The organism is Pseudomonas sp. SJZ131 (assembly GCF_007828705.1).
Taxonomy (GTDB): domain Bacteria; phylum Pseudomonadota; class Gammaproteobacteria; order Pseudomonadales; family Pseudomonadaceae; genus Aquipseudomonas; species Aquipseudomonas prosekii.
In genome coordinates this window covers 988,737-1,013,243 of sequence record NZ_VIVC01000001.1, presented here as the reverse complement: position 1 = coordinate 1,013,243, position 24,507 = coordinate 988,737, and the positions used below count along the sequence as shown (strand labels likewise).

Below are 24,507 nucleotides of genomic sequence, written 5' to 3'. Positions count from 1 at the left end.
TGTGGATTTTTAAACAGGCTATCAAGTTGGTTTATGTGAATGGATGTGTTTACAACTTAATCCAAATTTAATGCAGTTGTGGGTTTTTATATTAAGTGCAGTACAAGCAACTGACGAATTCTTAATTCGTCGCACAGACGGCTATATCGTTTTAATTATTAATGCAGCCTGACTGCGGACTTTCGGATTGATGTTCGCTCATCAGGGGAGACGCAGAGGTGATTGAGGGCTCAAAAGGCAGACGTTTTTCGAACCCCGGATTTTTGATACGACAAGAGGGGCGCCCCGGCTATCGCCAAGTAGCACCTCGATGCCCGTTTCAGGCGCTCTTGAGCATACCTTTCACTTTGTCGCGCAATTGATCGATGGAGAACGGCTTGCCAATTACCTGCATGCCGGCCGGCACGTCGATGCTTTCGGCGTAACCACTGGCGAACAGGATCGGCAGTTCCGGGCGCAGCATCCGTGCTTGCTTGGCCAGTTCGCGGCCATCCATGCCCGGCAGGCCGACGTCGGTCATCATCAGGTCGATGTATTGATCTTCATCATTAAGGAACGTCAGGGCCTCTTCGCTGCCATCCGCCTCCAGCACCCGGAACTCAAGTTCCTCGAGGACATCGACGATCAGCATGCGCACGATGGCATCGTCTTCGACGACAAGGATGATGGACGCTTCGGCGGACATAATAGGAGCTCTCAAAGATGAATTTACGGGTCGGCGGTCGATCGAATTCGCCGGTCTCTTGCTTGAGTAATTGCCGGACCCCGACAAGTTCCCGACCCGATACAAAAAATAGGCGAGGCACAGGAACGCGCAAGGATAACGCGCGGCATTGATCAAGCGCAGCTAATTGCCGGAATTTGCGACAAAAGCTGTCAGAAAATTAGATTCGTGTAGGGCTTTTGGGGCAAACTCCCTGGTTTTCGACAGTTCGACAAGGCATTTCCCATGACCCCTGCGTCTTCGGTTGATGAGCAAAGATTCCGTAAACTGCTGAGCCGCAACGTCAGTTTGCCGCTGGGCGTGGGCGCTATCAGCGCGGTTTTCTTTGTGGCGTTGATTACTTACCTGCTATCCGTCATCCAATGGGTCGAGCACACCGACCGGGTGATCAATAACGCCAATGAGGCGGTGAAGCTCACCGTCGACCTGGAAACCGGCATGCGCGGCTTCCTGCTCAGCGGCGACGAGCACTTCCTCGACCCCTATGAAACGGCCAAGCCGCGCATTGCGGTCGCGCTCAATACCTTGCTCGAATTGACCGGCGACAACCCGGTTCAGACTGACCGTTTGCGCCGCTTGCAGGCATTGCAAACCGAATGGGCGACTTATGCGCAATCGATGATCGATTTGCAGCGCACCAGCGGCGACTATCGCGGCGCGGTGAAGGCCGGGCGCGGCAAGCGCCTGACCGATGAGATTCGCAAGCAATTCGAAGACGTGATCGACATGGAGCAACAGTTGCGCACCACGCGCAACGAAGAAGTGCGCCGCACGACGATCTGGAGCATCACCCTTTATCTGCTGTTCGTCGCCGGCATCAGCGGTTTGCTGGCCTACATTGGCCGTCGCGATCTGCTCAATCTGTCCCAGAACTACAGCGTCAATCTGGCGGCGCAACAGGCCGCCGCTGCACGCCTGGAAAAACAAGCCTGGTTGCGCAGTGGTCAGACCGAACTGGCCGAACAAGTGCTGGGGCAACTGTCCTTGCAGATGTTGGGGCGCAATATCCTCAAGTTCTGTGCGCAATACATGGGCACCGCCGTCGCTGCTATTTATGTGCGCGAAGACCATGGCGGCCTGAAACGCGTGGCCTCTTACGGTTTGTCGCGTGAGCAGGAAGAGCAGGATCAGGCGATCTACGACGGCGAAGGTATTGTCGGCCAAGCGGTGCAGCAAGCGCGGTTGATTCGTCTGGATGATGTGCCGCAAGGGTATTTCCGCGTCAGCTCCGGCCTCGGCGAAGGCCTGCCGCACAGCGTGATGGTGGTGCCGACCAGCGACGACGATCGGGTCAACGGTGTGATTGAGCTGGGTTTCCTGCGTCCACTGGACGATCGTGACGTCGAATTGCTCGAGCTGATCGCCAGCAACATCGGCACCTCTATTGAAGCCGCGCGTTATCGTCAGCGCTTGCAGGAAGTGCTGGCAGAAACCCAGCAGCTCAACGAAGAGCTGCAAGTGCAGCAGGAAGAACTGAAAACCGCCAACGAAGAGCTGGAAGAGCAGTCGCGGATTCTCAAGGAATCCCAGGCGCACCTCGAAACCCAGCAGGTCGAGCTCGAGCAGACCAACGAACAGCTCGCCGAGCAGGCGCAGATTCTGTCCGACCAGCGCGATGCGATGGACCAGAAGAATACCGAGCTCAATCAGGCCCAGACACAGCTGGAAGAGCGCGCCGAAGAGTTGCAGCGCTCCAGCAAGTACAAGTCCGAATTCCTCGCCAACATGTCCCACGAACTGCGCACACCGCTGAACAGTTCGCTGATCCTCGCCAAGCTGCTGGCGGAAAACCCGCAGGAAAACCTCAGCGCCGAACAGGTGAAATTTGCCGAGTCGATTTATTCTGCCGGCAACGATTTGTTGAATCTGATCAACGACATTCTCGACATTTCCAAAGTCGAGGCCGGCAAACTCGACATGCGCCCGGAGAACACCAGCGTTTCGCGCTTGGTCGAAGGCCTGCGCGGGATGTTCGAGCCGATGGCCAAGGACAAGAATCTGCAGTTCAACATCGAGTTGCAGCCGGGCGCACCGATGATGATCTTCACCGACCGCCAACGTCTGGAACAGGTGGTGAAGAACCTGTTGTCGAACGCCGTGAAGTTCACCGAAAAGGGCAGCGTCAGCCTCACGGTTGCCAGCCAGCCGGGCGACGGCATTGCCTTTATCGTCCGCGATTCCGGGATCGGCATTGCGGCGGACCAGCAGGAAAGCATCTTCGAAGCCTTCCGTCAGGCCGACGGCACCACCAACCGCCGTTATGGCGGCACCGGGCTGGGGCTGTCGATCTCGCGAGATCTGGCGGTGTTGCTCGGCGGCTCGATCAGCGTTACCAGCGAGCCGGGGCAGGGCAGTTCGTTCACCTTGGTGTTGCCGCTGCAATACGTCGAGCCGGGCGAGGATCCGATTGAGCCGATGCGTGCGACGCCGGTGGCCTACGTGCCAAAACCGGCTGCCCCTGCGGCACAGGTGCCGCTGATTGCCGAAGTCGACATCCCGCGTTTCGACGATGACCGCACCAAGGCACCGTTCACCACGCGCTGCATTCTGGTGGTGGAAGATGAGCCGAACTTTGCGCGCATCCTCTACGATCTGGCGCACGAACTGGGCTATCAGTGCCTGGTCGCGCATGGCGCCGATGAAGGTTACGACCTGGCGAAACAGTTCATCCCCGACGCGATCCTGCTCGACATGCGCCTACCCGACCATTCCGGTTTGACCGTGTTGCAGCGCCTGAAAGAACGCGCCGAAACCCGCCACATTCCGGTTCACGTGATTTCGGTCGAAGACCGCGTCGAAGCGGCGATGCACATGGGCGCCATCGGGTACGCGGTCAAACCGACCACCCGCGAAGAACTGAAAGACGTGTTCGCACGCCTGGAAGCCAAACTGACGCAAAAGGTCAAACGCGTGTTGCTGGTCGAGGACGATGACCTGCAGCGCGACAGCATTGCGCGGTTGATTGGCGATGAAGACATCGAAATCACCGCAGTCGGTCTGGCTCAGGAAGCGCTCGATCTGCTGCGCGAGACGATTTTCGATTGCATGGTCATCGACCTGAAATTGCCAGATATGCTCGGCAATGACCTGCTCAAGCGCATGGCAACCGAGGACATCTGCTCGTTCCCGCCAGTAATTGTCTACACCGGGCGCAACCTGACCCGCGACGAAGAAGCCGAGCTGCGCAAGTACTCGCGCTCGATCATCATCAAAGGCGCGCGCTCGCCGGAACGCTTGCTCGATGAGGTCACACTCTTTTTGCACAAAGTCGAATCGCAGTTGTCCCATGAGCGCCAGAAGATGCTCAAGACTGCGCGCAGTCGCGACAAGGTCTTCGAGGGCCGCAAGGTGCTGCTGGTGGACGACGATGTGCGCAACATCTTCGCCCTGACCAGTGCGCTGGAGCATAAAGGCGCGGTGGTGGTGATCGGCCGTAACGGTCGTGAAGCGATCGAGCGATTGAATGAAGTCGAGGACATCGACTTGGTGCTGATGGACGTGATGATGCCGGAGATGGACGGTTACGAGGCCACAGCCTTGATCCGCCAGGATCCGCGCTGGCGCAAACTGCCGATCATCGCCGTCACGGCAAAAGCCATGAAGGACGATCAGGAACGTTGCCTCGCGGCGGGTTCCAACGACTACCTGGCCAAGCCGATCGACCTCGATCGCCTGTTCTCGCTGATCCGCGTGTGGTTGCCGAAAATGGAACGCATCTAGTGAAAAGCTTTTAGTGGAAAACCTTTAGTGGAAAACCCTTAGTGGAAAAGAGCAACTAGTGGAAAACAATAACGAAATCGAACTGCGGCTGTTGATCGAGGCGATTTACCTCAAGTACAGCTACGACTTTCGCGACTACTCCGGCGCATCGATCAAGCGCCGGGTCAGTCATGCGTTGGGTCAGTTCGAGTGCGCGACCATCTCGGCGTTGCAGGACAGGGTCCTGCACGATCCGACCGCGTTCATGCAGTTGCTGCAATTGCTGACGATCCCGGTCAGCGAGATGTTTCGCGACCCGTCGCACTTTCTCGCGATCCGCAAGGAAGTAGTGCCGCTGCTCAAGACCTATCCGTCGATCAAGATCTGGATTGCCGGCTGCAGCACGGGCGAAGAGGTCTACTCGATGGCCATCCTGCTGCGCGAGGAAGGGCTGCTCGATCGCACCATCATTTACGCCACCGACATCAATCCGCGTTCGCTGGACAAAGCCAAGCAAGGGATTTTCTCGATGGAGAATGTCCGTGCCTACACCGCCAATTATCAGCAGGCCGGTGGCCAGCGTTCATTTGCCGACTACTATACGGCGGCGTACGGTTACGCGATTTTCGACAAGAGCCTGTGCGAGAACGTGACGTTTGCCGATCACAGCCTGGCGACGGACAGTGTATTCTCCGAAACCCAATTAATATCGTGTCGTAACGTGTTGATTTACTTCAATAAAAAACTTCAGGATCGGGCATTCGGACTGTTTCACGAGTCGTTGTGCCACCGCGGTTTTCTGGTGTTGGGCAGCAAGGAAACGCCGGACTTCTCGGCGTTCGGCAAGCAGTTCGAGCCATTGGTCAAACAAGAACGGATCTACCGCAAATCATGAACGACGCACCCGGTTTGCCGACCGTAGAGGCTATCGTGATGGGTGCCTCGGCCGGCGGCGTCGAGGCGTTATTGAACATCCTCAGCCCGTTGCGCCCAGGCTTTGTGCTGCCGATCATCGTGGTGCTGCACTTGCCCGAAGAGCGCCGCAGCCATTTGGCCGAAGTGTTTTCCCGGCGGGTTTCGCTGCCGGTAGTCGAAGCGTACGACAAGACTCCGGTCGAGGCGGGCACGCTGTATTTCGCCGGCCCCGGTTATCACTTGTCGGTGGAGCAGGACCGCAGTTTTTCGTTGAGCCTGGAAGACCGCGTGCACCATTCGCGGCCCTCGATCGATTACCTGTTCGAGTCGGCCGCTGATGTTTACGGCCCAGCACTGGCCGCTGTGCTGCTGACCGGCGCCAATCGCGACGGTGCGAGCGGCTTGGCGCAGGTCAAGGTGCGTGGCGGCCTGACGGTGGTGCAAGATCCCGAAGAGGCCCAGGTGGCGACGATGCCGCGGGCGGCGCTGGCCTTGCACCAGCCGGACCACATACTTCCCATACACGGCATCGGCCGTTTGATTGTCGAGCTGGAACAAATCGCATGTTAAGTAATATTCAAGCCAAGCTGCTGATCGTCGACGATTTGCCGGAGAACCTGTTGGCCCTTGAAGCGCTGATCAAGCGCGAAGACCGTACGGTCTACAAGGCGCTTTCGGCGGACGAAGCCTTGTCGCTGTTGCTGCAACACGAGTTCGCCATGGCCATTCTCGACGTGCAGATGCCGGGCATGAATGGCTTCGAACTGGCCGAGCTGATGCGCGGCACCGAGAAAACCAAGAACATCCCGATTGTTTTCGTCAGCGCCGCCGGTCGCGAGCTCAATTACGCGTTCAAAGGCTACGAAAGCGGCGCCGTCGACTTCCTGCACAAACCGCTGGATATCCACGCGGTCAAAAGCAAGGTCAACGTGTTCGTCGACCTGTATCGCCAGAGCAAAGCGATGAAGCAGCAGGTCGAGGCATTGGAACAGAGCCGTCGCGAGCAGGAAGCGTTGCTCAAGCAGTTGCAGAACACCCAGAACGAGCTGGAGCAAGCGGTGCGCATGCGTGATGACTTCATGTCGATCGTCGCCCACGAAGTGCGCACGCCACTCAATGGCCTGATCCTCGAGACCCAGCTGCGCAAGATGCACCTGGCCCGGGACAACGCCGCAGCATTTACCCTCGACAAGATGCACGCGATGGTCGACCGCGATGAGCGCCAGATCAAAAGCCTGATCCGTCTGATCGAGGACATGCTCGACGTGTCGCGCATTCGCACCGGCAAGCTGTCGATCCGGCCAAGTCGTTTTGATCTGGTGAAGCTGGTCGATAACTTGCTGCAAAACTTCGCGCCGCAAGTCGATGCCGCCGAATCGTCCGTGGTGTTCACCGCAGAGGGCGCGGTGGAAGGCCATTGGGATGAGTTCCGCATCGAGCAAGTGATCTCCAATCTGCTGACCAACGCGCTGCGCTACGGCGGCAAAGGCCAGATCGATGTGCGCGTGTATTGCCACGGCGGCGAGGCGCGGGTCGAGGTTCAGGACCGTGGCATCGGCATCAGCGAAGAAAACCAGAAGCGGATTTTCCTGCAGTTCGAGCGGGTCTCAGCCAAGACGGTGGTGGCTGGATTGGGGCTCGGGCTGTTTATTTCAGAACAAATCGTAGCCGCCCATGGCGGATCCATCGTCGTCGAGAGCAAGATCAACGAAGGCGCCTTATTTCGCGTTTGTCTGCCGCTGTAGGAAAACAGCCAGATAAACGCAACCTCTGAACGACCCCACGGTCGTATCAGCAGCTATTGACCGAACAAAGGCTTCCCATGAGTGAAGATGCGCAAGATGTAGTACTCATTGTCGAGGACGATCCCTCGATTTTGATGGTGTTGTCTGCCTATCTGTCGGGTGAGGGTTACCGAGTGCTGCAAGCCGAAAACGGTGAGCAAGCCTTCGAGATCCTCGCCAGCAAACCGCACCTGGACATGATGATTACCGACTTCCGCCTGCCCGGTGGAATCTCCGGCGTGCAAATCGCCGAGCCTGCGGTGAAACTTCGACCGGAACTCAAAGTGATTTTCATCAGCGGTTATCCGCAGGAAATCCGCGAAACCGACAGCCCGATCACGCGCAAGGCGCCGATTCTGGGCAAGCCGTTCAAGCTGGAACTGTTGCAGGAATTGATGCAGGACATGTTGAGCTGACGTCGCCTCGCGCTATATCGAAGCGATGTCAGGCGTTGGATTTATTAATGGACCTGATCGGCAGGGTTGTAGCTGAACACAGCGTTGCCGGTGTTTGTCGCAGGCAGAGTGAGTTTGATAACAGGAACCACTTTGCCTGCGGTCTGAGCGTAAAAATCTCGCTGATCCTTTTGCGCGCCGGGCAATCCGGTAGTGATGTAGTAGAACGCTTCGATCGGCAACTCTTTTGGAATATTCTGCGGCCACGTCGCCAAGATCAATTCGCTGTAGTCATAGGCGCCAGCGAAATAATTTCCCAGGTTGTGTGCACGAATGGACTGGTAGAAAGAGTCTGCCGCCAATTGGTTCATCGAATCACGCACATCAAAACTGCAACTGTTCCAGCCATTTTTCTTCTTGTTGGCAATCCATTGTTCAGCCGTGGTGATGCCAATGGTTTGACAGCGCCGACTGAGATCCGGTGCGTAAGGGTGTGCTCCGCATCCAGGTTTGTCACGTAGCTGGGCTGCGCCATCCACTGGATAGGCGCAGAGCACTTCTATTTTTCGAGTGCCAGGAAGTTGGTTGAGCACTGGCAAAAATATAAAGCCGCTGGTCTGGCCGAACACCAGCGATTTGAAGTTCATGTCCTTGCGCAAATAGCTGAACGACACGCCGCCACTTTTTTGCGAGTTGGGTGAAGGGTTCCATGTGAAGTATTGAGAGCCGGGCGCTGGAACCGTTGAACGCAGAATGATCCCGGAACATAGAAACGCCGGCATCGAGTTGGCACCGCAGTTCAGCCGAGTGTCCATGTAGCGTTGGGTCAAAGCTGTCGCTACGCGGACGCCCGCATCGCTTGCCGACGCTTGATTCAAACTCATCACAGTTGTGTCTTGCGGCGCCTCTAGCGGCGCCTCTTTCGGGGTAGTACTGGTTTGGCAGGCGGATAGCAATGTTGCCATCGATAACGCAATCAACCGCTTCATAAAGTCAACTCCTGGGCTAGGGATCGGCAGGCGACATTCGGATCCTGAGCGCGAAAAGCGCTGACTTTGCCTACTTCACAAGGGAGTTAACAGTGGAAAAGACAGCATGAATAGCTGTCAGATTTGACAGGTTACAGCCTACGGCGCGGCTTGTAGACTGACCCGTCGAGGGTATTCAGATGCGGCCTTGATAGTCAGATCCGGATCATCTCCCGCACTTTTGCGGTCAGCAGATCGAAAGTGAACGGCTTGGTGATCATCTGCATGCCCGGGTCGAGGAAACCACCGCGCACTGCCGCGTGCTCGGCATATCCGGTAATGAACAACACCTTGAGGTCGGGACGATATTGCCGGCCAATTTCCGCCAGCTGTCGGCCATTCATGCCTGGTAGTCCGACGTCGCTGATCAGCAGATCGATGCGCTGATCGGAATCCAGGATCGGCACCGCGCTGTCGGCATCACCCGCCTCGACAAACGCGTAACCCAGCTCGCTGAGCACGGCGCTGACCAACACCCGAACTGCCGGATCGTCTTCGACAATCAGCACTGTTTCGCCATCGAGCGCGTAAGGCGCTTGCTCGATATTAACCAGCGCGTCCTGCACCAGATCATTGATATTGCGCGGCAGGTACAGATTGACCGTGGTGCCTTTGCCGACCTCACTTTCGATGGTTACATGGCCGCGCGACTGCTTGCTGAACCCATAAATCATCGACAACCCAAGCCCGGTACCCTGGCCAATCGGTTTAGTTGTGAAAAACGGATCGAACGCGCGGCTGATGGTGCTTTGCGGCATTCCGCAACCGGTGTCGGTGACGCTCAACACCACGTAATCGCCCGGTTGCAGGTTGCCGTGGGTTTCGGTGAAAGCCGCATCGAGATGCTGGTTGAAGGTTTTCACCGTCAACTTGCCACCGTCGGGCATCGCATCGCGGGCGTTCAACACCAGGTTGAGCAGAGCGCTCTCCAATTGATTCGGATCCGCCTCGGCGACCCAAAGTTCTTCGCTCAGTTGCATGTCCAACTGAATGGTTTCGTTGATGCTGCGCTGCAGCAGCTCACCCATGGAGGTGACCAGAGCGTTCATCTCGACCGGTTTGGAATCCAGCGACTGCCGGCGCGAGAAGGCCAGCAAGCGGTGAGTCAAGCCTGCCGCACGGTTGGCCGAGGTCACGCCCAGATCGATCAAGCCATCGAGATCCTCAGTACGGCCACGCGCCAAACGTCGGCGCAGCAACTCAAGGCTACCGATGATGCCGGTGAGCATGTTGTTGAAGTCGTGGGCGATGCCGCCGGTCAATTGGCCGACCGCTTCCATTTTCTGCGATTGGCGCAACGCTTCTTCGTTATGCCGCAGCTGCGCGGTGCGCTCCTCGACTTGCTGTTCGAGGGTTTCGAGGGTGATTTGCAGTCGCTGTTCGCTTTGACTGAGGTCGATCAGCCGGTCCCTGGCTTCGTATTGTCGTCGGCGCCCGCGTAACGCGGTGGTCACCAGACTGATCAGGGTCACCGGGTGAAAAGGGCGTTCGAGGAAGGTCACGTTACCCAGTTGCGGGCCAAGCCGCGACGCCGGATTCTGCTCCGGGCCACCGTGGTGGGTGAGCAATACAATCGGCAGGTCGGACCATGCCGGTTGTTGATCGATCCATTGCAACAAGCGCTCGAGATCAGCGCCGAGCAATGCCTCGGAAGAAATCAGCAGCATCCCGGCGCCGTCTTCGAGTTCCGCGCACAAGTCCGCGAGATCGCGGGCGATCACACCCGAGAATCCCGCTTCGTTGAGCATCATCAGCGCAATCTGGCTGTCGCGCCCCAGCGGCGCGAGGATGATCGCGCGCTCGGAGGTCGCGGCCATGACCGTCACAGGTTGTCGTCCGCAAGCAACGGTTTGTTCGCGCCCATGTAGGTCGGTACGCCGCGCAATACGCCCTGGAAGGCGTCAAGCGGTTCGCCGATGGTCATGCCTTTGCCGCTGATGCGGTATTCGCGGATGGTTGATTCATGGCTGCCGGTACGCTTCTTGATGATGGAAATAGCCCGACGCACTTTGCCCAAGGCCTCGAAATAACGCAGCAGGATCACCGTGTCGGCCAGGTATGTGATGTCGACCGGCGCCTGCATGTCGCCGACCAGTCCGTGCTGCGCGACGGTCATGAATGTCGCCGCGCCTTTGCGGTTGAGGTACAGCAGCAATTCGTGCATGTGCAGCACCAGCGCGTTCTCTTCCGGCATCGCCGCTTGATAGCCGTTGATGCTGTCGATCACCACAGTCTTGATGTCCAGCTGATCGACGCAGCGACGTACCCGGTGCGAGAACTCGCCGGGCGACAATTCGGCAGCGTCGACTTGTTCAATCAGCAGGTTGCCGGTGTTTTGCAGTGCCAGCAGGTCAATGCCCATGTTGCGCATGCGCTCGAACAGCAGGCCCAATTCTTCGTCGAAAATGAACAGCGCGGCTTTTTCGCCCCGGGCCACGGCGGCAGCGGCGAAGATCATCGAGATCAGCGATTTACCGGTACCGGCAGGGCCGAGGATCAGTGTGCTGGAGCCGGTTTCGATACCGCCGCCCAGCAACGCGTCCATTTCTCTGATGCCGCTGGACATCTGGGTTCGCACGTATTTGCCACGATGCTCGGCCGCCACCAGGCGAGGGAACACGTGGACGCCGTCGCCCATGATGGTGAAGTCGTGAAAACCGCCGCGGTATTTCTGGCCACGATATTTGACGATGCGGATCCGCCGGCGCTCAGCACCGTAGTTCGGCGTCAACTCTTCCAGGCGCACCACGCCGTGCGCAACGCTGTGCACGGTTTTGTCGAGGGATTCGGTGGTCAGGTCATCAAGCAGCAGCACCGTGGCGTCGTAGCGCACGAAGTAATGCTTGATGGCGAGGATTTGCCGGCGATAGCGCAAGGAGCTTTGCGCCAGCAAACGAATCTCAGAAAGGCTGTCGAGGACTACGCGGGTCGGCTTGACCCGTTCAACCACTTCGAAAATCTGCTTGGTGGCTTCACCCAGCTCAAGGTCCGAGGAGTACAGCAAGCTTTGCTGATGCTCGGCGTTGAGCAGGCTTTCGGGTGGGGTCAACTCGAATATGTGGATGTTCTCATCCAGTTCCCAACCGTGCGACAACGCGCCTTGGCGCAGTTCGCGTTCGGTTTCAGACAAGGTGATATACAACGAGCGCTCGCCGGCGCGGGATCCGGCAAGGAGAAAATGCAATGCGACGGTGGTTTTGCCGGTTCCGGGCTCTCCCTCCAGCAAAAATACGTGTCCGCGTGACAATCCACCGGCCAGGATGTCATCCAGACCTTCGATGCCGGTGGCGGCTTTTGCACTGAACAACTCGTTAGATGTTGACAAAAAATGCCCTCTCATGACTAGGGGAAGCGAGGCAGCAGGCCTGAAGTGCCTGAATTGACTGCCTGATCACTTGACCTTTGGCCGTGACGACGGTTCAACCTTTTTTCGTCCGAGCCATCGAATTGCCAGCGACGGCAATCTCTTACATTTGCAGCTTTCTTACATTTGCAGCTTTCTTACATTTAAAGCTCTCGTACTTTTATAGACCTTGTTGCAGCGCAGGGTCGTCCGGGTTGAGCTGCTCAAGTTGCGCCAACAGAATCTGCACGTTCTGCAACTGGCCGCTTTCCTTCCAATAGCTGATCAACAACACCCGCGCCTTGCGGTCGGCAGGGTGACGCTGGACGATTTCCTGAAGTTGTTTCTGCGCCGCTTCCAACTCGTCCTCGCCGTGCAACGTGGTCGCCAGGTCATAGCGATAATCCTTGTTGTCCGGCTCCAGCTCGACCGCTTTGGAGAGCCCGAGCACGGCAAACTCACTTTGCCCGTGATGCAGCAACCAGAGCCCCAGCGCGTGTTGCAAATAGGCGGAATCGGGCTGCGCCTGCAATTGCTTCGCCAGCAACTGGCGGGCGGCATCGCTCTGACCTTGCTTGTCCAGCACTTCGATTTGCATCACCAACGCCGGCAAATTGCCCGCGTCGAGCAGCAACGTGCGCTCCAACGCCTGTTGCGCCTCTTTCAATTCGGCGTTGTGCAGGTGCAAGCGGGCCAATTGGTAGTGGGTATTGGCGGTCTCAGGTTGGCTTTTGAGCTCGCGTTCCTGGGCATCGATTGCTTGCTGCAACGGCCCGAAATACAAACCTAGGTCATCCGGCGACAAACCCAGCAGCGCATTGACGGCTGCCAGGCGCACGGTTTGATCATCGTCATCGAGTAGCGGCCCCAACAACAAACTGCGTTGCCCACTAGGCACCAGCCCGACGACACTTTTGATCGCGGCAACGCGCACGTCCGCCGACTCGTTCTGCAGATCGGCGTCCGCCAGTTTCAGCGCTTGCGGGCTCGGGTAGTTCGGCAGTTCGACCAACAGCCAGATCCGCCGTTTGGCCGACAGGTCAGGCCGGTTCAGTTGCTGATACAGCACCCGCGCCGCGCCCGGTTGGCCAGTACGCGCCTGGGTCAACGCTTCGCTGTAACCGTGTTTGATCGCGGCCGGCAAGGTTGGCACGGTGCTGCGCTGGAAAAACCAGATGAGCAGAATGGCAAACAGCACGCAGAGGCTGATGATCAGGTAGCGGCGGGACTTGGGCATGCAGGAATCCGGGGGCTGACGAGTTTTTGCAAAAGACGTCAGCTTCGGTCAGGCGCGGCGTCGAGTCAAACCCTGGCTCAGCTGAGGACGAATTCGATCGGTTCGAGCGGCGGTGGCAGCTCTGTGTGGCCCAGCGCGGCCAGCACTTCGCGCTCCAGCGTGCGCAGAATCGCATTGCACGGCAGATCGTTTTCGTCGAAGCCGAACGGGTCTTCGAGGTCATCGCCAATCTCGTCGAGGCCAAAAAAGGTGTAGCTGACGATGGCGGTGAACACCGGCGTCAACCAACCCAGCGGTTCGGCCATGGCGAACGGCAACAGAATGCAAAACAGGTAAATGGTGCGGTGCAGCAACAAGGTGTAAGGGAAGGGCAGCGGCGTACTTTTGATCCGTTCGCAACTGGCCTGGACCTGGCTCAGGCTGACCAGCCGCGATTCCAGTTGGGTGTAGCGCCAGTCGCTGATGCGGCCCACCTCGGCGAGTTCCGAGCAGCGCGCGCCGATCCGTTGCAGCAGCGCATCGGGGATGTTCGGGTGCTGAGTATCAATCGGGTCGTGCGTCCACGGCGCGATGGCTTGCGGCTCGCTTTCCAGGCGCAGGCGAGCAATCAACCCATGAGCAAAACCGCACAGTTCGCGCAGCAGCACTTCGCGCTGGTCCGCGTCCATCAAGCCTTGGGTCTGGCGAACCAACGAGCGCACTTCGATGATCAACTGGCCCAGTTGCTTGCGACCTTCCCACCAGCGGTCGTAACACGCGTTGTTGCGGAAACTCATGAAGATCGACAGTGACAAACCCAGCAGGGTGAACGGCGTCGCGTTGACCTTGGAGAAATACGCCGGGTGCCAGGTTTCGACCAGCACAATCACCGAGGCGAGCAATGTCACCAACAGGCTGCGCAAGGCAATGCGTTTGGCGATTGAACCCTTGAGGGAAAACAGGATGCCGATCAGGTTCGGCTTGGGACGTACGATCATTGGGCGGGGTATACCAAGTGAGGCTTGCGCAGCGGTTCAAGCCTAGGAGTCTGGCGGGTTCCTGTCCAATCGCTATGGCTGACGGGCCAATCGAGCGGATCTATCGAGCAGGTATGACTGATCAGCGAATTTGCCTACAATCTCTGTCGAATTTGTAACCTGTCCAGCTCCGAAAGCAGTGACTACGCTTGCTGGAGATGACTCAAAGAGCGGCGCCCATGCAACCCTTTCTGCAATATTTCAAGATGCTGCTCAACCCCGGCCAAGGGGGATTGCTGTTTGCCTTGAGAACCATCATCGCTGCGCTGTTGACCTTGTACCTGGCGTTCCTCTTCGATCTTGACCAGCCGAAATGGTCGATCATGGCGGTGGTGATCGTCAGCCAGCCATTGGGCGGCATGGCGTTGGCGCGCAGTTTTGGTCAGGTCATCGGCACCACGATGGGCGCGGTGGTCGCGGTGATCATCATGGCCATTTTCCCGCAGGCGCCGGTGCCGTTCATTATTACCCTGGCGTTGTGGCTGGCGCTGTGCACCGCTGGTGGCACCTTGTTGCGCTACACCAGTTCCCAGGCGTTTGTGCTCAGCGGCTACACCGCTGTAGTGGTCGCGCTGCTGGCGGTTCCCGATCAGGACGGCACTTTTCTGTTAGCCGTCACCCGCGTCACCGAAACCCTGTTGGCGGTCGCGTGCGTGTGTGTGGTCAGCCTGCTGACGGCACGCCCGGAAACCGTGGCGCGCAATTACTTCGCCAAGGTCGATCAGGTCATCAAGCTGCTCGCGACCCACGCCGCCGCAGTGATTCGCACCGAAGAGAGCGAAGCCGATTTCCATCGTCGGCAGATGCAGTTGCTCGGCGAGATCAGCGCGCTTGAAGGCCTGCGCCGACATTTGTACTTCGACGCGCCCCGTTTGCGCAGCGCCAACGGCCTGGTGCAATTGCTCGGCAATCAATTGGTGTTGCTGACTTCAAGGCTGACCGCGCTGCGCCATCAACGCGAGTTGCTGGCCGAGCGTTGGCAGGGCGATTTGCCGGAAGAGATTCAACTGCTGCGTGCCGAAGAACTGATCTTTCTGGACGAGTTGGCCACTCAAGGTCGCTCGTTATCGCCCGAGTCCCGCAAGCGTTTTGTCGCGTTGCAGCAGCGCTTCGATAACCAAGCCTATAAAGCCGAGCAACTCACCGAAACCATGTCCGCGACGTTGCGCTCGCTGGTTTGGGCGTTGCGCTGGGAACAGGCGCGGCTGCTGCAGCAACTGGAACAGATTCTGGAACTGAGTGACGCGATCCAGGACGGACGTGAAGCGAGTTGCGTGTTTCGCGGCCAGGAAAACCCGCTGCACCTGGACTTCACACTGGCAACGATGAACGCCGTTCGCGCCTTCACCGCGCTAGTGGTCGCCGGGCTGATCTGGATCGAAACCGGCTGGGACGGCGCGCGGGGAGGGATGATTCTGGTGGGGATTCTTTGCTCGCTGATGGCGACGTTCCCGCGCCCGTTGCTGGCCGCGCAAAGCTACGCGCGGGGTCTGGCGCTGGCCCTGATCGCTTCGGCGTTTTATCTGTTCATGCTGGTGCCGATGGTCAGTGACTTCGAGTTGTTGGCATTGCTGCTGGTGCCATTGCTGTATGCGGTCGCGATAGGCCTGACCACCCCGGCCACCACCGGCACAGGGATCGGCCTCGGATTATCAACATTCCTGTTGCTGGGGCCGCAAAACACCGGCATCGGCCAGAACACCGCGATCCAGTGGTTCGAGTTTGCCGGCGCCTATATCAGCGCGACCGTGCTCGCCTTGAGCGTCTACGCGTTGATCTTCCCGTTCCGTCCGGTTTTGCGCATGCGCCGCTTGTTCAACGAGAACTGTGAGCAAGTGCACGCCTTGCTGAAAACGCCGCCTACTGATGAACAGCAATTCGCCTTCGAAAGCCGCATGGTCGATCGCCTGACCATGATGCTCGGGCTGCTGCCGGCGATTGAAGATCGTCAATCCAGAGAACTGTTCGAGGTCGGGCTCGGTTGCATGGCGCTGGGCGTAGCGCTGAACCAGCTCCGGCAACAGGGCCAGGACAACAGCTTGCTCAGTGATGACCAGCAAAACCGCTTGCTCTCTGCAGTGCGCGAAACCGGAAGATTGATTGCCCGGCGAACCGGTATCGACGTCGAGCAATTGCTCTCGCGTTTACGCGCCCTGGGCGACGAACTGGATAACTTGCACCTGGATGTGCACGAACACTTGTGGTCAGTGTTCCGCATGCGTGTATCGCTTTTGATCGTGGTGGCGTTCCTGCAGCGTTATCGCGACTACTTTGAAACTGCCGACCCCGAAGGAGTACCGGCTCTTGCCCATTGATCTGGAAATTGGCGGCGTCTATATCCCGCCGATCGCCCAGGCCCTGCTGTTGGCCTTGCCGATCTTTTTGCTGCTGGACTGGATACTCAGGCGCTTGGGCGTGCTGCGTTATGTCTGGCATGAAGCGCTGTTCGAAGGCGCATTGTACGCCTGCGTGTGCGCCTCGTTGATTCTGGTTATGGGAGCTTGAAACCTTGAAGAAATACCTGCCCCGACTGGCGACGCTTTTGCTGGTGTTGCTGGCGTTCATTCTTGGCTGGTTCGCCTGGGAGCATTACACCCGCGCGCCGTGGACCCGCGATGCCCGGGTGCGCGCGGACGTGGTGACGTTGTCGGCGGATGTCGCCGGGCGCATCGTCAACCTTGCCGTGCGCGACAACCAACATGTGCAAAAAGGCCAGTTGTTGCTGGAAATCGATCCGGCCAGTTACCGATTGGCGGTGGAGCGGGCGAAACGCGCGGTGGAAGTCTCGAAAGCCACGCTGGGGCAATCCCAGGCTTCTATCGTCTCCAGCGAAGCGACACTCAAGCAGCGGCAAAGCGAAGAAAAACGTCGGCGCACGCTCAAGCAAGGTTTCGCGATCTCGGGAGAAGAGTGGGAAAAATCCAGCACTGAAGTGGCCGTGGCTCAGGCCGAGTTGTTGCGCAACCAGGCCAATCTCGGGCTGGCGCAGGCCAACGTGCAAGAGGCGATTGCCGCTTTAGCGCAAGCGGAACTGGACCTGCAGCGAACCCGTGTCGAAGCGCCGGTCAGTGGTTATGTGACCAACCTGTTGACCCGCGAAGGCGATTACGCCACGGCGGGCGGCGCGCTGTTGGCGCTGGTGGACAGCGACTCGTTTTATGTCAGTGGCTATTTCGAAGAAACCAAGTTGCCGCGAATCGAGGAGGGCGACCGGGTCCACATCGAGTTAATGAGTGGCGAACGCTTCGGCGGCACTGTGCAAAGCATCGCGTTCGCCATCAGCGACCGCGAAAACGCCCCCGGCGGGCGCCTGCTGGCCAACATCAACCCGAGCTACACCTGGGTCAAACTCGCGCAACGAGTGCCTGTGCGAATCCAGATTGACGCCGATTACACCGCGAAAAACCGCCTGCGAGCCGGGACCACGGCGACGGTGACAGTCCAGGAAAACCGCAATCGCGAGGAACACCGCTAACCCCGGTTGATGCAGGCTTTTGTGGCGAGGGGGCTTGCCCCCGTTGGGCGGCAAAGCGCCCCAAAACCTGCAATCGAGTTCTGTCAGCCGTACCGCGTGCACTGATTGACGACTGCTGCGCAGTCGGACGGGGGCAAGCCCCCTCGCCACAGGGTGTCTCTTACAGGGAGACAGGTGTTGCGCTTCCAGCAGGCAAAAAAAAGCCCCGCGACCGAATGATACGCGGGGCCAAAAAGTTGGTTGGTTGCGGCCAACCAAAGGAGCTCTTTAAAAAACCAATTACTTGCTCGCGACTGTCTCCGGCTGCCAGCCGCCACCGAGCGCTTTGTAGATCGCGACAATGCCGCGATACAAATCGACTTCGGCCTGCGCCTGAGCATCCTCTGCGGCCAGACGTTCACGCTGAGCGTCGAGCAGCACAAGGAAGTCCGCCGTGCCTTCCTGGTAGCGAATCTGTGCCAGATCGGCAGCAGCGCGACTGGACTCGCTCTGACGGATCAGCGCAATCAGTCGTTGCTGACGTTTGCCGTAATCGCTGAAGGCGTTTTCCGATTCTTCCAGCGCCAGCAGCACTTGCTGCTCGTAGGTCGCCAAAGCGCCTTCTGCATCCGCGTCGGCACCGCGCAAACGGGCGCGCACGCTGCCGAGGTCAAAAGCTGCCCACGTGATGCTTGGACCCAGCGCCCAAGCGTTGGCGGCCGACGAACCGATCTGCGAACCGCGCCCGGCAGTAAAGCCAAGGAAGCCGCTGAGGCTGACCCGTGGGAACAAGTCAGCCTTGGCCACGCCGATGCGGGCGGTGGCGGAGGCCAATTGGCGTTCGGCGCTAAGGATGTCCGGGCGACGTTGCAGCAGATCCCCCGGATTACCGATCGGCAGAGCCTTGGCAATCGCCGGCAAATCTTTCGGGCTGAGATCGACGCTGAGCTTGTCCGGACGTTCACCGAGCAAAGTAGCGATGCGGTTTTTCTGCCGAACCTGTTCAGCTTGCAGCTGCGGCACGCTGGCTTCGACTGAAGCCAGACGAGCATCGGCGCGAACCACATCGAGCTGATCGCCGACGCCGGCATCACGCAGGCTGACGGTGATCTTGCTCGATTCCTGCTGGTTGTTCAGGTTGGCCAGGGCGATCTTTTCGCGCAGTTGCGCACCGCGCAGTTGACCGTAGGCGTCCACCAGTTCGGCGATCATGCTGACCTGCAGTTGATACAGGTCAGCTTCGGCCGCTTGTTGCTCGGCTTCGCTGGATTCCAGATTGCGCTGGATACGCCCGAACAGGTCCAATTCCCACGCCATGTCGAGGCCCAGGTCGTAGCGTTCGCTATTGACCCGTTTGGTCGTTTGGCCAGGGATTTGCCCCTTGCCCAAATCACTGCTGGCACGGCTGGTGATGGTTGGCATCGCGTCATTGCTGGCGTCATCGCGAATCGCCCGCGCGGCTTTCCAGCGAGCGAAAGCCACACGCAGATCACGGTTGCCTTGCAGCGATTGCATGACCAACTGGTTCAGCGTCGGGTCTTCAAACTGCTGCCACCAGATGCCTTCGAAACGCGAGCGGTCGAAGTTCTTCTGACCGTTCGCGCCATCGGTGGCGGCCGTGATGTTGGCCGGCTCCGTGGCAGGGGTTTTATAGTCCGGGCCGACGGCACAGGCGCTCAGCGCCAGTACCAGCAAGCTCGGAAGGAAGACTTTCAGGCTCATTGATGCGACTCCAGTGGCTTTTCAAGTGTCAGCGTCTTGGCCGCTTTGCGCGCTTCACTGCGCTCGACAAAATTGCGAATCAGTACGTAGAACACTGGTGTCAGCAACAGCCCGAAGAAGGTTACCCCGAGCATCCCGGAGAACACCGCGACACCCATGGCATGACGCATTTCGGCACCGGCACCGCTGGAAAGAACCAGTGGCACAACACCCATGATGAACGCGAAGGACGTCATCAGGATTGGCCGCAGACGCAAGCGGCACGCTTCCAGCACCGCAGCGAGCGGGCCGAGGCCTTCCTCCTGTTTGTCCTTGGCAAACTCGACGATCAGAATCGCGTTCTTACAGGCAAGTCCCACCAGTACGATCAAGCCGATCTGGGTGAAGATGTTGTTGTCGCCGCCCGAGGCAATCACCCCGACAATCGCCGAAAGCAAGGTCATCGGCACGATCAGGATCACCGCCAGTGGCAGGCTCCAGCTCTCGTATTGCGCCGCGAGTACCAGGAACGCCAGCAATACGCAGAGCGGGAACACGAACAGCGCGGTGTTGCCGGACAGAATCTGCTGGTAGGTCAGGTCGGTCCATTCGTAGGTCATGCCGTTTGGAAGTTCTTCCTTGAGCAGTTTCTCGATGGCTTTTTCCGCTTGGCCCGAGCTATAGCCTGGCGCCGCTGCACCGTTGATTTCAGCGGTGATAAAGCCGTTGTAGTGCATCACGCGGTCCGGGCCCGAGGTGTCGCTGACCTTGATGAAGGTCGCCAGCGGGATCATCTCGCCTTTGTTGTTACGCACTTTCAGCTGACCGATCTGGTCCGGCTCGAGACGGAACTGCTGCTCAGCCTGAACGTTGACCTGATAAGTGCGACCGAAACGGTTGAAGTCGTTGGCATACAGCGAACCCAGGTAGATCTGCAGGGTGTCGAAGATGTCGCTGACCGCCACGCCGTGAGTCTTGGCTTTTTCACGGTCGATAGCTGCATCGACCTGCGGCACGTTCACGGTGTAGCTGGTGAACAGCGCGGCCAGTTCCGGCACGTTATGGCTCTTGTTGATGATGTTCATGGTTTCTTTGTACAGCTCGTCGTAGCCCAGGTTGCCCCGATCCTCGATCTGCAGACGGAAACCACCAATGGTACCCAGGCCTTGTACCGGCGGCGGCGGGAAGATCGCCATGTAGGCTTCTTCGATGCCGGCGAATTTGCCGTTCAAGGCTCCGGCAATCGCACCGGCCGACATGCTCGCGTCTTTACGTTCGTCGAATGGCTTGAGTGTCACAAACACGATGCCGGCGTTCGGGCTGTTGGTAAAACCGTTGATCGACAGGCCCGGGAAGGCCACCGCACTTTCCACACCCGGCTGTTTCAGCGCGAGGTCGGACATGCGTTTGATCACGTTTTCGGTACGGTCAAGGCTCGAGGCGTCCGGCAATTGCGCGAAAGCCACCAGGTATTGCTTGTCCTGACCCGGTACAAAACCGGTCGGCGTGTTGGCGAAACCGAAGAAGGTCAGCACCATCAGCCCGGCGTAAACGATCAGGGCGATACCGCTGCTGCGGATGACCCGAGCAACCGTGCCGACATAACCATGACTGGCCTTTTCGAAGAAGCGGTTGAACGGACGGAACAACCAGCCACCAAAGACCTTGTCCAGCACTTTGGAAAAACGGTCTTTCGGCGCGTCGTGGCTTTGCAGCAACACAGCGGCCAGCGCTGGCGACAGGGTCAGCGAGTTGAACGCCGAGATCACCGTCGAAATCGCAATGGTCAACGCAAACTGTTTATAGAACTGCCCGGTCAACCCGGAGATGAACGCCGCCGGGATAAACACCGCACACAGCACCAGTGCCGTGGCGACAATCGGACCGGTTACTTCACGCATCGCCCGTTTGGTCGCTTCGACGGGGGTGAGTCCGAGCTCGATGTTTCGCTCAACGTTCTCCACCACCACGATGGCATCGTCGACCACGATACCGATGGCCAGAACCAATCCGAACAATGACAGGGCGTTCAGCGAGAAGCCGAACAGGTGCATCACCGCAAACGTACCGATCAACGAAACCGGGACCGCCACCAACGGAATGATCGAGGCACGCCAGGTTTGCAGGAACAGGATCACTACCAGAACCACCAGAATCAGTGCTTCGAACAGCGTATGGACCACTGCCTCGATGGAGCCGCGCACGAAGATCGTCGGGTCATAAACAATGCTGAAGTCCATGCCTTGCGGGAAGTTCTTCTTCAGCTCGGCCATTTTCTCCCGCACGTCGTTGGAGATCTGGATCGCGTTGGAGCCCGGCCGCTGGAAGATCGGGATCGCCACCGCCGGTTGGTTGTTCAGCAGCGAACGCAGGGCGTATTGGCTGGAGCCGAGTTCGACCCGCGCGATGTCTTTCAGGCGAGTGATTTCACCGTCGTCGCCGGAGCGAATGATGATGTTTTCAAACTCTTCCTCGGAGACCAGACGCCCCTGAGTGTTGACCGACAATTGGAAACTGGTGGCGTTTGGCGCAGGAGGCGCGCCCAGAGCACCGGCAGCAACCTGACGGTTCTGCTCACGAATCGCGGTCACCACATCGGTCGCGGTCAGGTTACGCGAAGCGGTTTTGTTCGGATCGAGCCAGACCCGCAGCGAGTAATCGCCCATGCCGAACAACTGCACATCGCCGACACCGCCGAGACGCGCCAACTCATCCTTGATGTTCAGCAAGGCATAGTTGGACAGGTAGAGCATGTCGTAGCGCTGATCCGGCGAGGTCAAGTGGACCACCATGGTCAAGTCCGGTGAGGCCTTGTCCACGGTAATACCGATGCGCGTCACTTCTTCGGGAAGTTTCGGCTCGGTGCGGGTTACGCGGTTCTGCACTTGCACCTGCGCGTTGTCGAGGTCAGTGCCCAGCGCGAAAGTGATCGTCAGGGTGATTTTGCCGTCGGCGGTCGACTGCGAGGACATGTACAACATGTTCTCGACGCCGGTAATGGCTTGCTCCAGCGGAGCGGCCACGGTTTCGCCGATGACTTTAGGGTTGGCACCCGGGAAGTTCGCGCGGACCACAACGGTCGGCGGCACCACTTCCGGGTATTCGCTGATCGGCAACTGGAACAGCGAGATGGCACCGGCGATCAGGATCAGCAGCGAAAGTACCGCTGCGAAGATCGGCCGGGAAATGAAGAATTGGGAAAAATTCATCGGAGTTGTCGTCCCTTAACCGCGTGGAGTCGCAGCAGCCACTTTTACAACCGAACCCGGCGCGACCTTGGCAGGCGCGACTTGGGGCAGGTTGCTGGCTTCCAGCGCTTGTCGTTGTTGAGCCAGTGCGGCGAGGGTTTCCTTGGTGGCCATCGGGATCACTTCAGGGGTGACCGGCGAGCCTGGGCGAACCCGTTGCAAACCCTTGACGATGACGGTGTCGTCCTTGTTCAGGCCGCTGCGCACGATGCGCAAGCCTTCGATCTTCGGACCCAGCTCGACCGAGCGGTAAACCGTCTTGTTGTCCGCATCCATCACCAGCACGAACTTCTTGCCGAGGTCGGTGCCGACCGCTTCGTCATTGATCAGCACGGCGGAGTAGGTGCCGCTGCCAACCAGTTTCAGGCGCGCATAAAGGCCTGGGGTGTAGGCGCCATCGGTGTTGTCGAAGACCGCACGACCGCGAATGGTGCCGGTTTTCGGGTTGACCTGGTTGTCGACGAAGTTCATTACGCCCTGATGCGGGTTGCCGTCTTCGTTGGACAGGCCGAGGTACACCGGGGTGGTCGCACCGCGTTTACCCTGACGGGCGAGTTGGGTGTATTTGAGGAATACACGCTCGTCGGCGTCGAAGTAGGCGTAGACCTTGTCGGTGGAAACCACGCTGGTCAGCGCGGTGGTGTCGGCGGTGACCAGGTTGCCGGCGGTGATTTCCGCACGGCTGACGCGACCGCTGATAGGCGAAGTGACGCGGGTGAAGCTGAGATTCAGTTTGGCCAGATCCAGTTGCGCCTGGAGGGCGCCGACTGCCGCGCGGGCTTCTTGCGAAGCGCTGGTGCGCGAATCGGCCAGTTCCGCGGAAATCGCGTTGGCGGTGCGCAGGCGTTCACCGCGCTGGGCTTCGTTTTCACTGCGGCTGGCGTTGGCGCGGGCCTGAGCAACCAGTGCTTCGAGGCGGCGGACCTCGGCCTGGAACGGACGAGGGTCGATCTGGAACAGCACGTCACCTTTCTTGACCAAAGCACCTTCAGTGAAGGCCACTTCATCGATCTGGCCGGAGACCCGTGGGCGAATTTCGACGGTTTCCGGTGCTTCGAGGCGCCCGGTGAACTCGTCCCACTCGTTGACCGGTTGCTCCAGCACCTTGGCCACGCTGACTTTGGCTGCGGGTGGTGCGGCGGCAGTCTCAGGTGTCTTGCCGCAAGCGCTCATCACCAGTACGGCCAATAAGGCCAACGGGAAGCGCAAATGTTTGAGTGACTGTTCCATGGAAGCATCCGCCAATGTATTGAGATGGGCGGATGATGCTCGGCGATGTTGTATCGCACGAATCGAATGAGGCAAAGGTAACTATCATTCGGAATGATATAAGCGCGGCGAAAGCCCTCTAGCATGCACCTTTCGTTAGGGTGCTATCAATTGGGCTGATAGTAATAGTGAGTTGCTGAGTGCGCAAAAGTAGAAGTATCTGATCGATCGGTCAACTGCACTAACAAAGAGACGGCCATTGCGGCCGTCTCGATCAGCGTCTCACGACACTAACTTCAGTTGATCCCTTTAGGGTTCGGGCCGAAGCGGTTGACACCCGGCTGGCTGTCTTGCGCCAGGAACACGATGTTGACGATTGGCAACAAGATCCACCAGCCGCTGCGATCAGTGTCGTGCATGCGGCGGATACCCACGGCAATACTCGGCAGGAACATCACGAGGCTATAAATGTTCGACAAGATTCCCTTGCCGCCAAGGAAGGCCTCGATAAAGCCGAGTGCAAACGCAATACCCAAGTTGATCAGGAAAAACATCCAGTATTCACGACGGCTTGCGCGGCCAGTGAACACTGCATACTTTTTCAGTACTTCAATGTAAGGATTGCCTTGCGCACCGGCGTTCGGCGCGGTGAAAGCTTGTTTGCCGAGTTGCGGCGCGCCACATTGCGGACAGGCCGCCGCAGTGCTGTGAATTTCCTTGGCACAACCACTACAAAAAACCATGCTCATATTTT

18 protein-coding genes are annotated in these 24,507 nt (G+C 58.6%); 8 read left to right on the top strand and 10 right to left on the bottom strand.

Features of this window, described 5'->3' with window-relative positions:
* Positions 1–319 precede the first annotated feature (319 nt).
* Positions 320–685 (bottom strand): response regulator, encoded by a 366-nt coding sequence (locus FBY12_RS04300; RefSeq protein WP_121730830.1) that lies wholly within the window; start codon positions 683–685, stop codon positions 320–322.
* Between the two features lie 264 nt (positions 686–949).
* On the opposite strand from FBY12_RS04300, the gene FBY12_RS04295 reads away from it, so the two are divergent.
* The 5 genes from FBY12_RS04295 (at position 950) to FBY12_RS04275 (ending at position 7,538) form a co-directional block, all read left to right on the top strand.
* On the top strand, positions 950–4,444 hold the full coding sequence (locus tag FBY12_RS04295) for a response regulator (RefSeq protein WP_145251460.1): 3,495 nt from the start codon (positions 950–952) through the stop codon (positions 4,442–4,444).
* Positions 4,445–4,502: 58 nt separating this feature from the next.
* Entirely contained in the window at positions 4,503–5,318 is an 816-nt protein-coding gene (locus FBY12_RS04290; RefSeq protein ID WP_145251458.1) for a protein-glutamate O-methyltransferase CheR, read from the top strand.
* Positions 5,315–5,908, top strand: coding sequence for a chemotaxis protein CheB (locus FBY12_RS04285; RefSeq protein ID WP_145251456.1), 594 nt, complete (start codon positions 5,315–5,317; stop codon positions 5,906–5,908). The genes FBY12_RS04290 and FBY12_RS04285 overlap by 4 nt, the downstream gene beginning before the upstream one ends.
* A complete protein-coding gene (locus FBY12_RS04280; protein ID WP_121730825.1) occupies positions 5,902–7,083 on the top strand; it encodes a hybrid sensor histidine kinase/response regulator in 1,182 nt (393 codons plus the stop codon). The genes FBY12_RS04285 and FBY12_RS04280 overlap by 7 nt, the downstream gene beginning before the upstream one ends.
* Before the next feature lie 77 nt (positions 7,084–7,160).
* Positions 7,161–7,538: a response regulator gene (locus FBY12_RS04275; RefSeq protein WP_121730824.1), complete on the top strand. Its 378-nt coding sequence runs from the start codon at positions 7,161–7,163 to the stop codon at positions 7,536–7,538.
* Positions 7,539–7,582: 44 nt separating this feature from the next.
* On the opposite strand, the gene FBY12_RS04270 is transcribed toward FBY12_RS04275, so the two are convergent.
* From FBY12_RS04270 to FBY12_RS04250, 5 genes are all read right to left on the bottom strand, one after another.
* A complete protein-coding gene (locus FBY12_RS04270) occupies positions 7,583–8,506 on the bottom strand; it encodes a halovibrin HvnA (protein WP_145251454.1) in 924 nt (307 codons plus the stop codon).
* 194 nt (positions 8,507–8,700) lie between these two features.
* The gene (locus FBY12_RS04265) at positions 8,701–10,362 is read right to left on the bottom strand and encodes an ATP-binding protein (RefSeq protein WP_371927368.1); all 1,662 of its coding nucleotides are present in this window, start codon (positions 10,360–10,362) and stop codon (positions 8,701–8,703) included.
* Between the two features lie 5 nt (positions 10,363–10,367).
* Positions 10,368–11,870, bottom strand: a complete 1,503-nt coding sequence (locus tag FBY12_RS04260; protein WP_121730821.1) for an ATPase domain-containing protein — start codon at positions 11,868–11,870, stop codon at positions 10,368–10,370.
* A 199-nt stretch (positions 11,871–12,069) separates the two neighbouring features.
* Positions 12,070–13,125 carry a lipopolysaccharide assembly protein LapB gene (locus tag FBY12_RS04255; RefSeq protein WP_145251452.1) on the bottom strand — a complete coding sequence of 352 codons (1,056 nt, stop codon included), beginning with the start codon at positions 13,123–13,125 and terminating at the stop codon, positions 12,070–12,072.
* 77 nt (positions 13,126–13,202) lie between these two features.
* A complete protein-coding gene (locus tag FBY12_RS04250) occupies positions 13,203–14,102 on the bottom strand; it encodes a bestrophin family protein (RefSeq protein ID WP_145251450.1) in 900 nt (299 codons plus the stop codon).
* A gap of 218 nt (positions 14,103–14,320) precedes the next feature.
* Between FBY12_RS04250 and FBY12_RS04245 the strand changes: the two genes are divergently transcribed.
* The 3 genes from FBY12_RS04245 to FBY12_RS04235 are packed head-to-tail and all read left to right on the top strand — an operon-like array spanning position 14,321 to position 17,616.
* Complete coding sequence (locus tag FBY12_RS04245; protein WP_145251448.1) at positions 14,321–16,456, top strand: FUSC family protein; 2,136 nt, start codon at positions 14,321–14,323, stop codon at positions 16,454–16,456.
* The gene (locus tag FBY12_RS04240; RefSeq protein ID WP_145251446.1) at positions 16,446–16,646 is read left to right on the top strand and encodes a DUF1656 domain-containing protein; all 201 of its coding nucleotides are present in this window, start codon (positions 16,446–16,448) and stop codon (positions 16,644–16,646) included. Before FBY12_RS04245 ends, FBY12_RS04240 begins: the two co-directional genes overlap by 11 nt.
* Before the next feature lie 4 nt (positions 16,647–16,650).
* The gene (locus tag FBY12_RS04235) at positions 16,651–17,616 is read left to right on the top strand and encodes an HlyD family secretion protein (protein ID WP_145251444.1); all 966 of its coding nucleotides are present in this window, start codon (positions 16,651–16,653) and stop codon (positions 17,614–17,616) included.
* A 279-nt stretch (positions 17,617–17,895) separates the two neighbouring features.
* Here the strand turns inward: FBY12_RS04235 and FBY12_RS04230 are convergent, their stop codons facing one another.
* The 4 genes from FBY12_RS04230 to FBY12_RS04215 form a co-directional block, all read right to left on the bottom strand.
* Complete coding sequence (locus FBY12_RS04230) at positions 17,896–19,317, bottom strand: efflux transporter outer membrane subunit (RefSeq protein ID WP_121730816.1); 1,422 nt, start codon at positions 19,315–19,317, stop codon at positions 17,896–17,898.
* Complete coding sequence (locus FBY12_RS04225; protein WP_145251442.1) at positions 19,314–22,505, bottom strand: efflux RND transporter permease subunit; 3,192 nt, start codon at positions 22,503–22,505, stop codon at positions 19,314–19,316. The genes FBY12_RS04230 and FBY12_RS04225 overlap by 4 nt, the downstream gene beginning before the upstream one ends.
* Positions 22,506–22,520: 15 nt before the next feature.
* On the bottom strand, positions 22,521–23,774 hold the full coding sequence (mexE, locus tag FBY12_RS04220; protein WP_121730814.1) for a multidrug efflux RND transporter periplasmic adaptor subunit MexE: 1,254 nt from the start codon (positions 23,772–23,774) through the stop codon (positions 22,521–22,523).
* 275 nt (positions 23,775–24,049) lie between these two features.
* Positions 24,050–24,496 (bottom strand): DUF805 domain-containing protein, encoded by a 447-nt coding sequence (locus tag FBY12_RS04215; RefSeq protein WP_178111732.1) that lies wholly within the window; start codon positions 24,494–24,496, stop codon positions 24,050–24,052.
* Between the last annotated feature and the right edge of the window lie 11 nt (positions 24,497–24,507).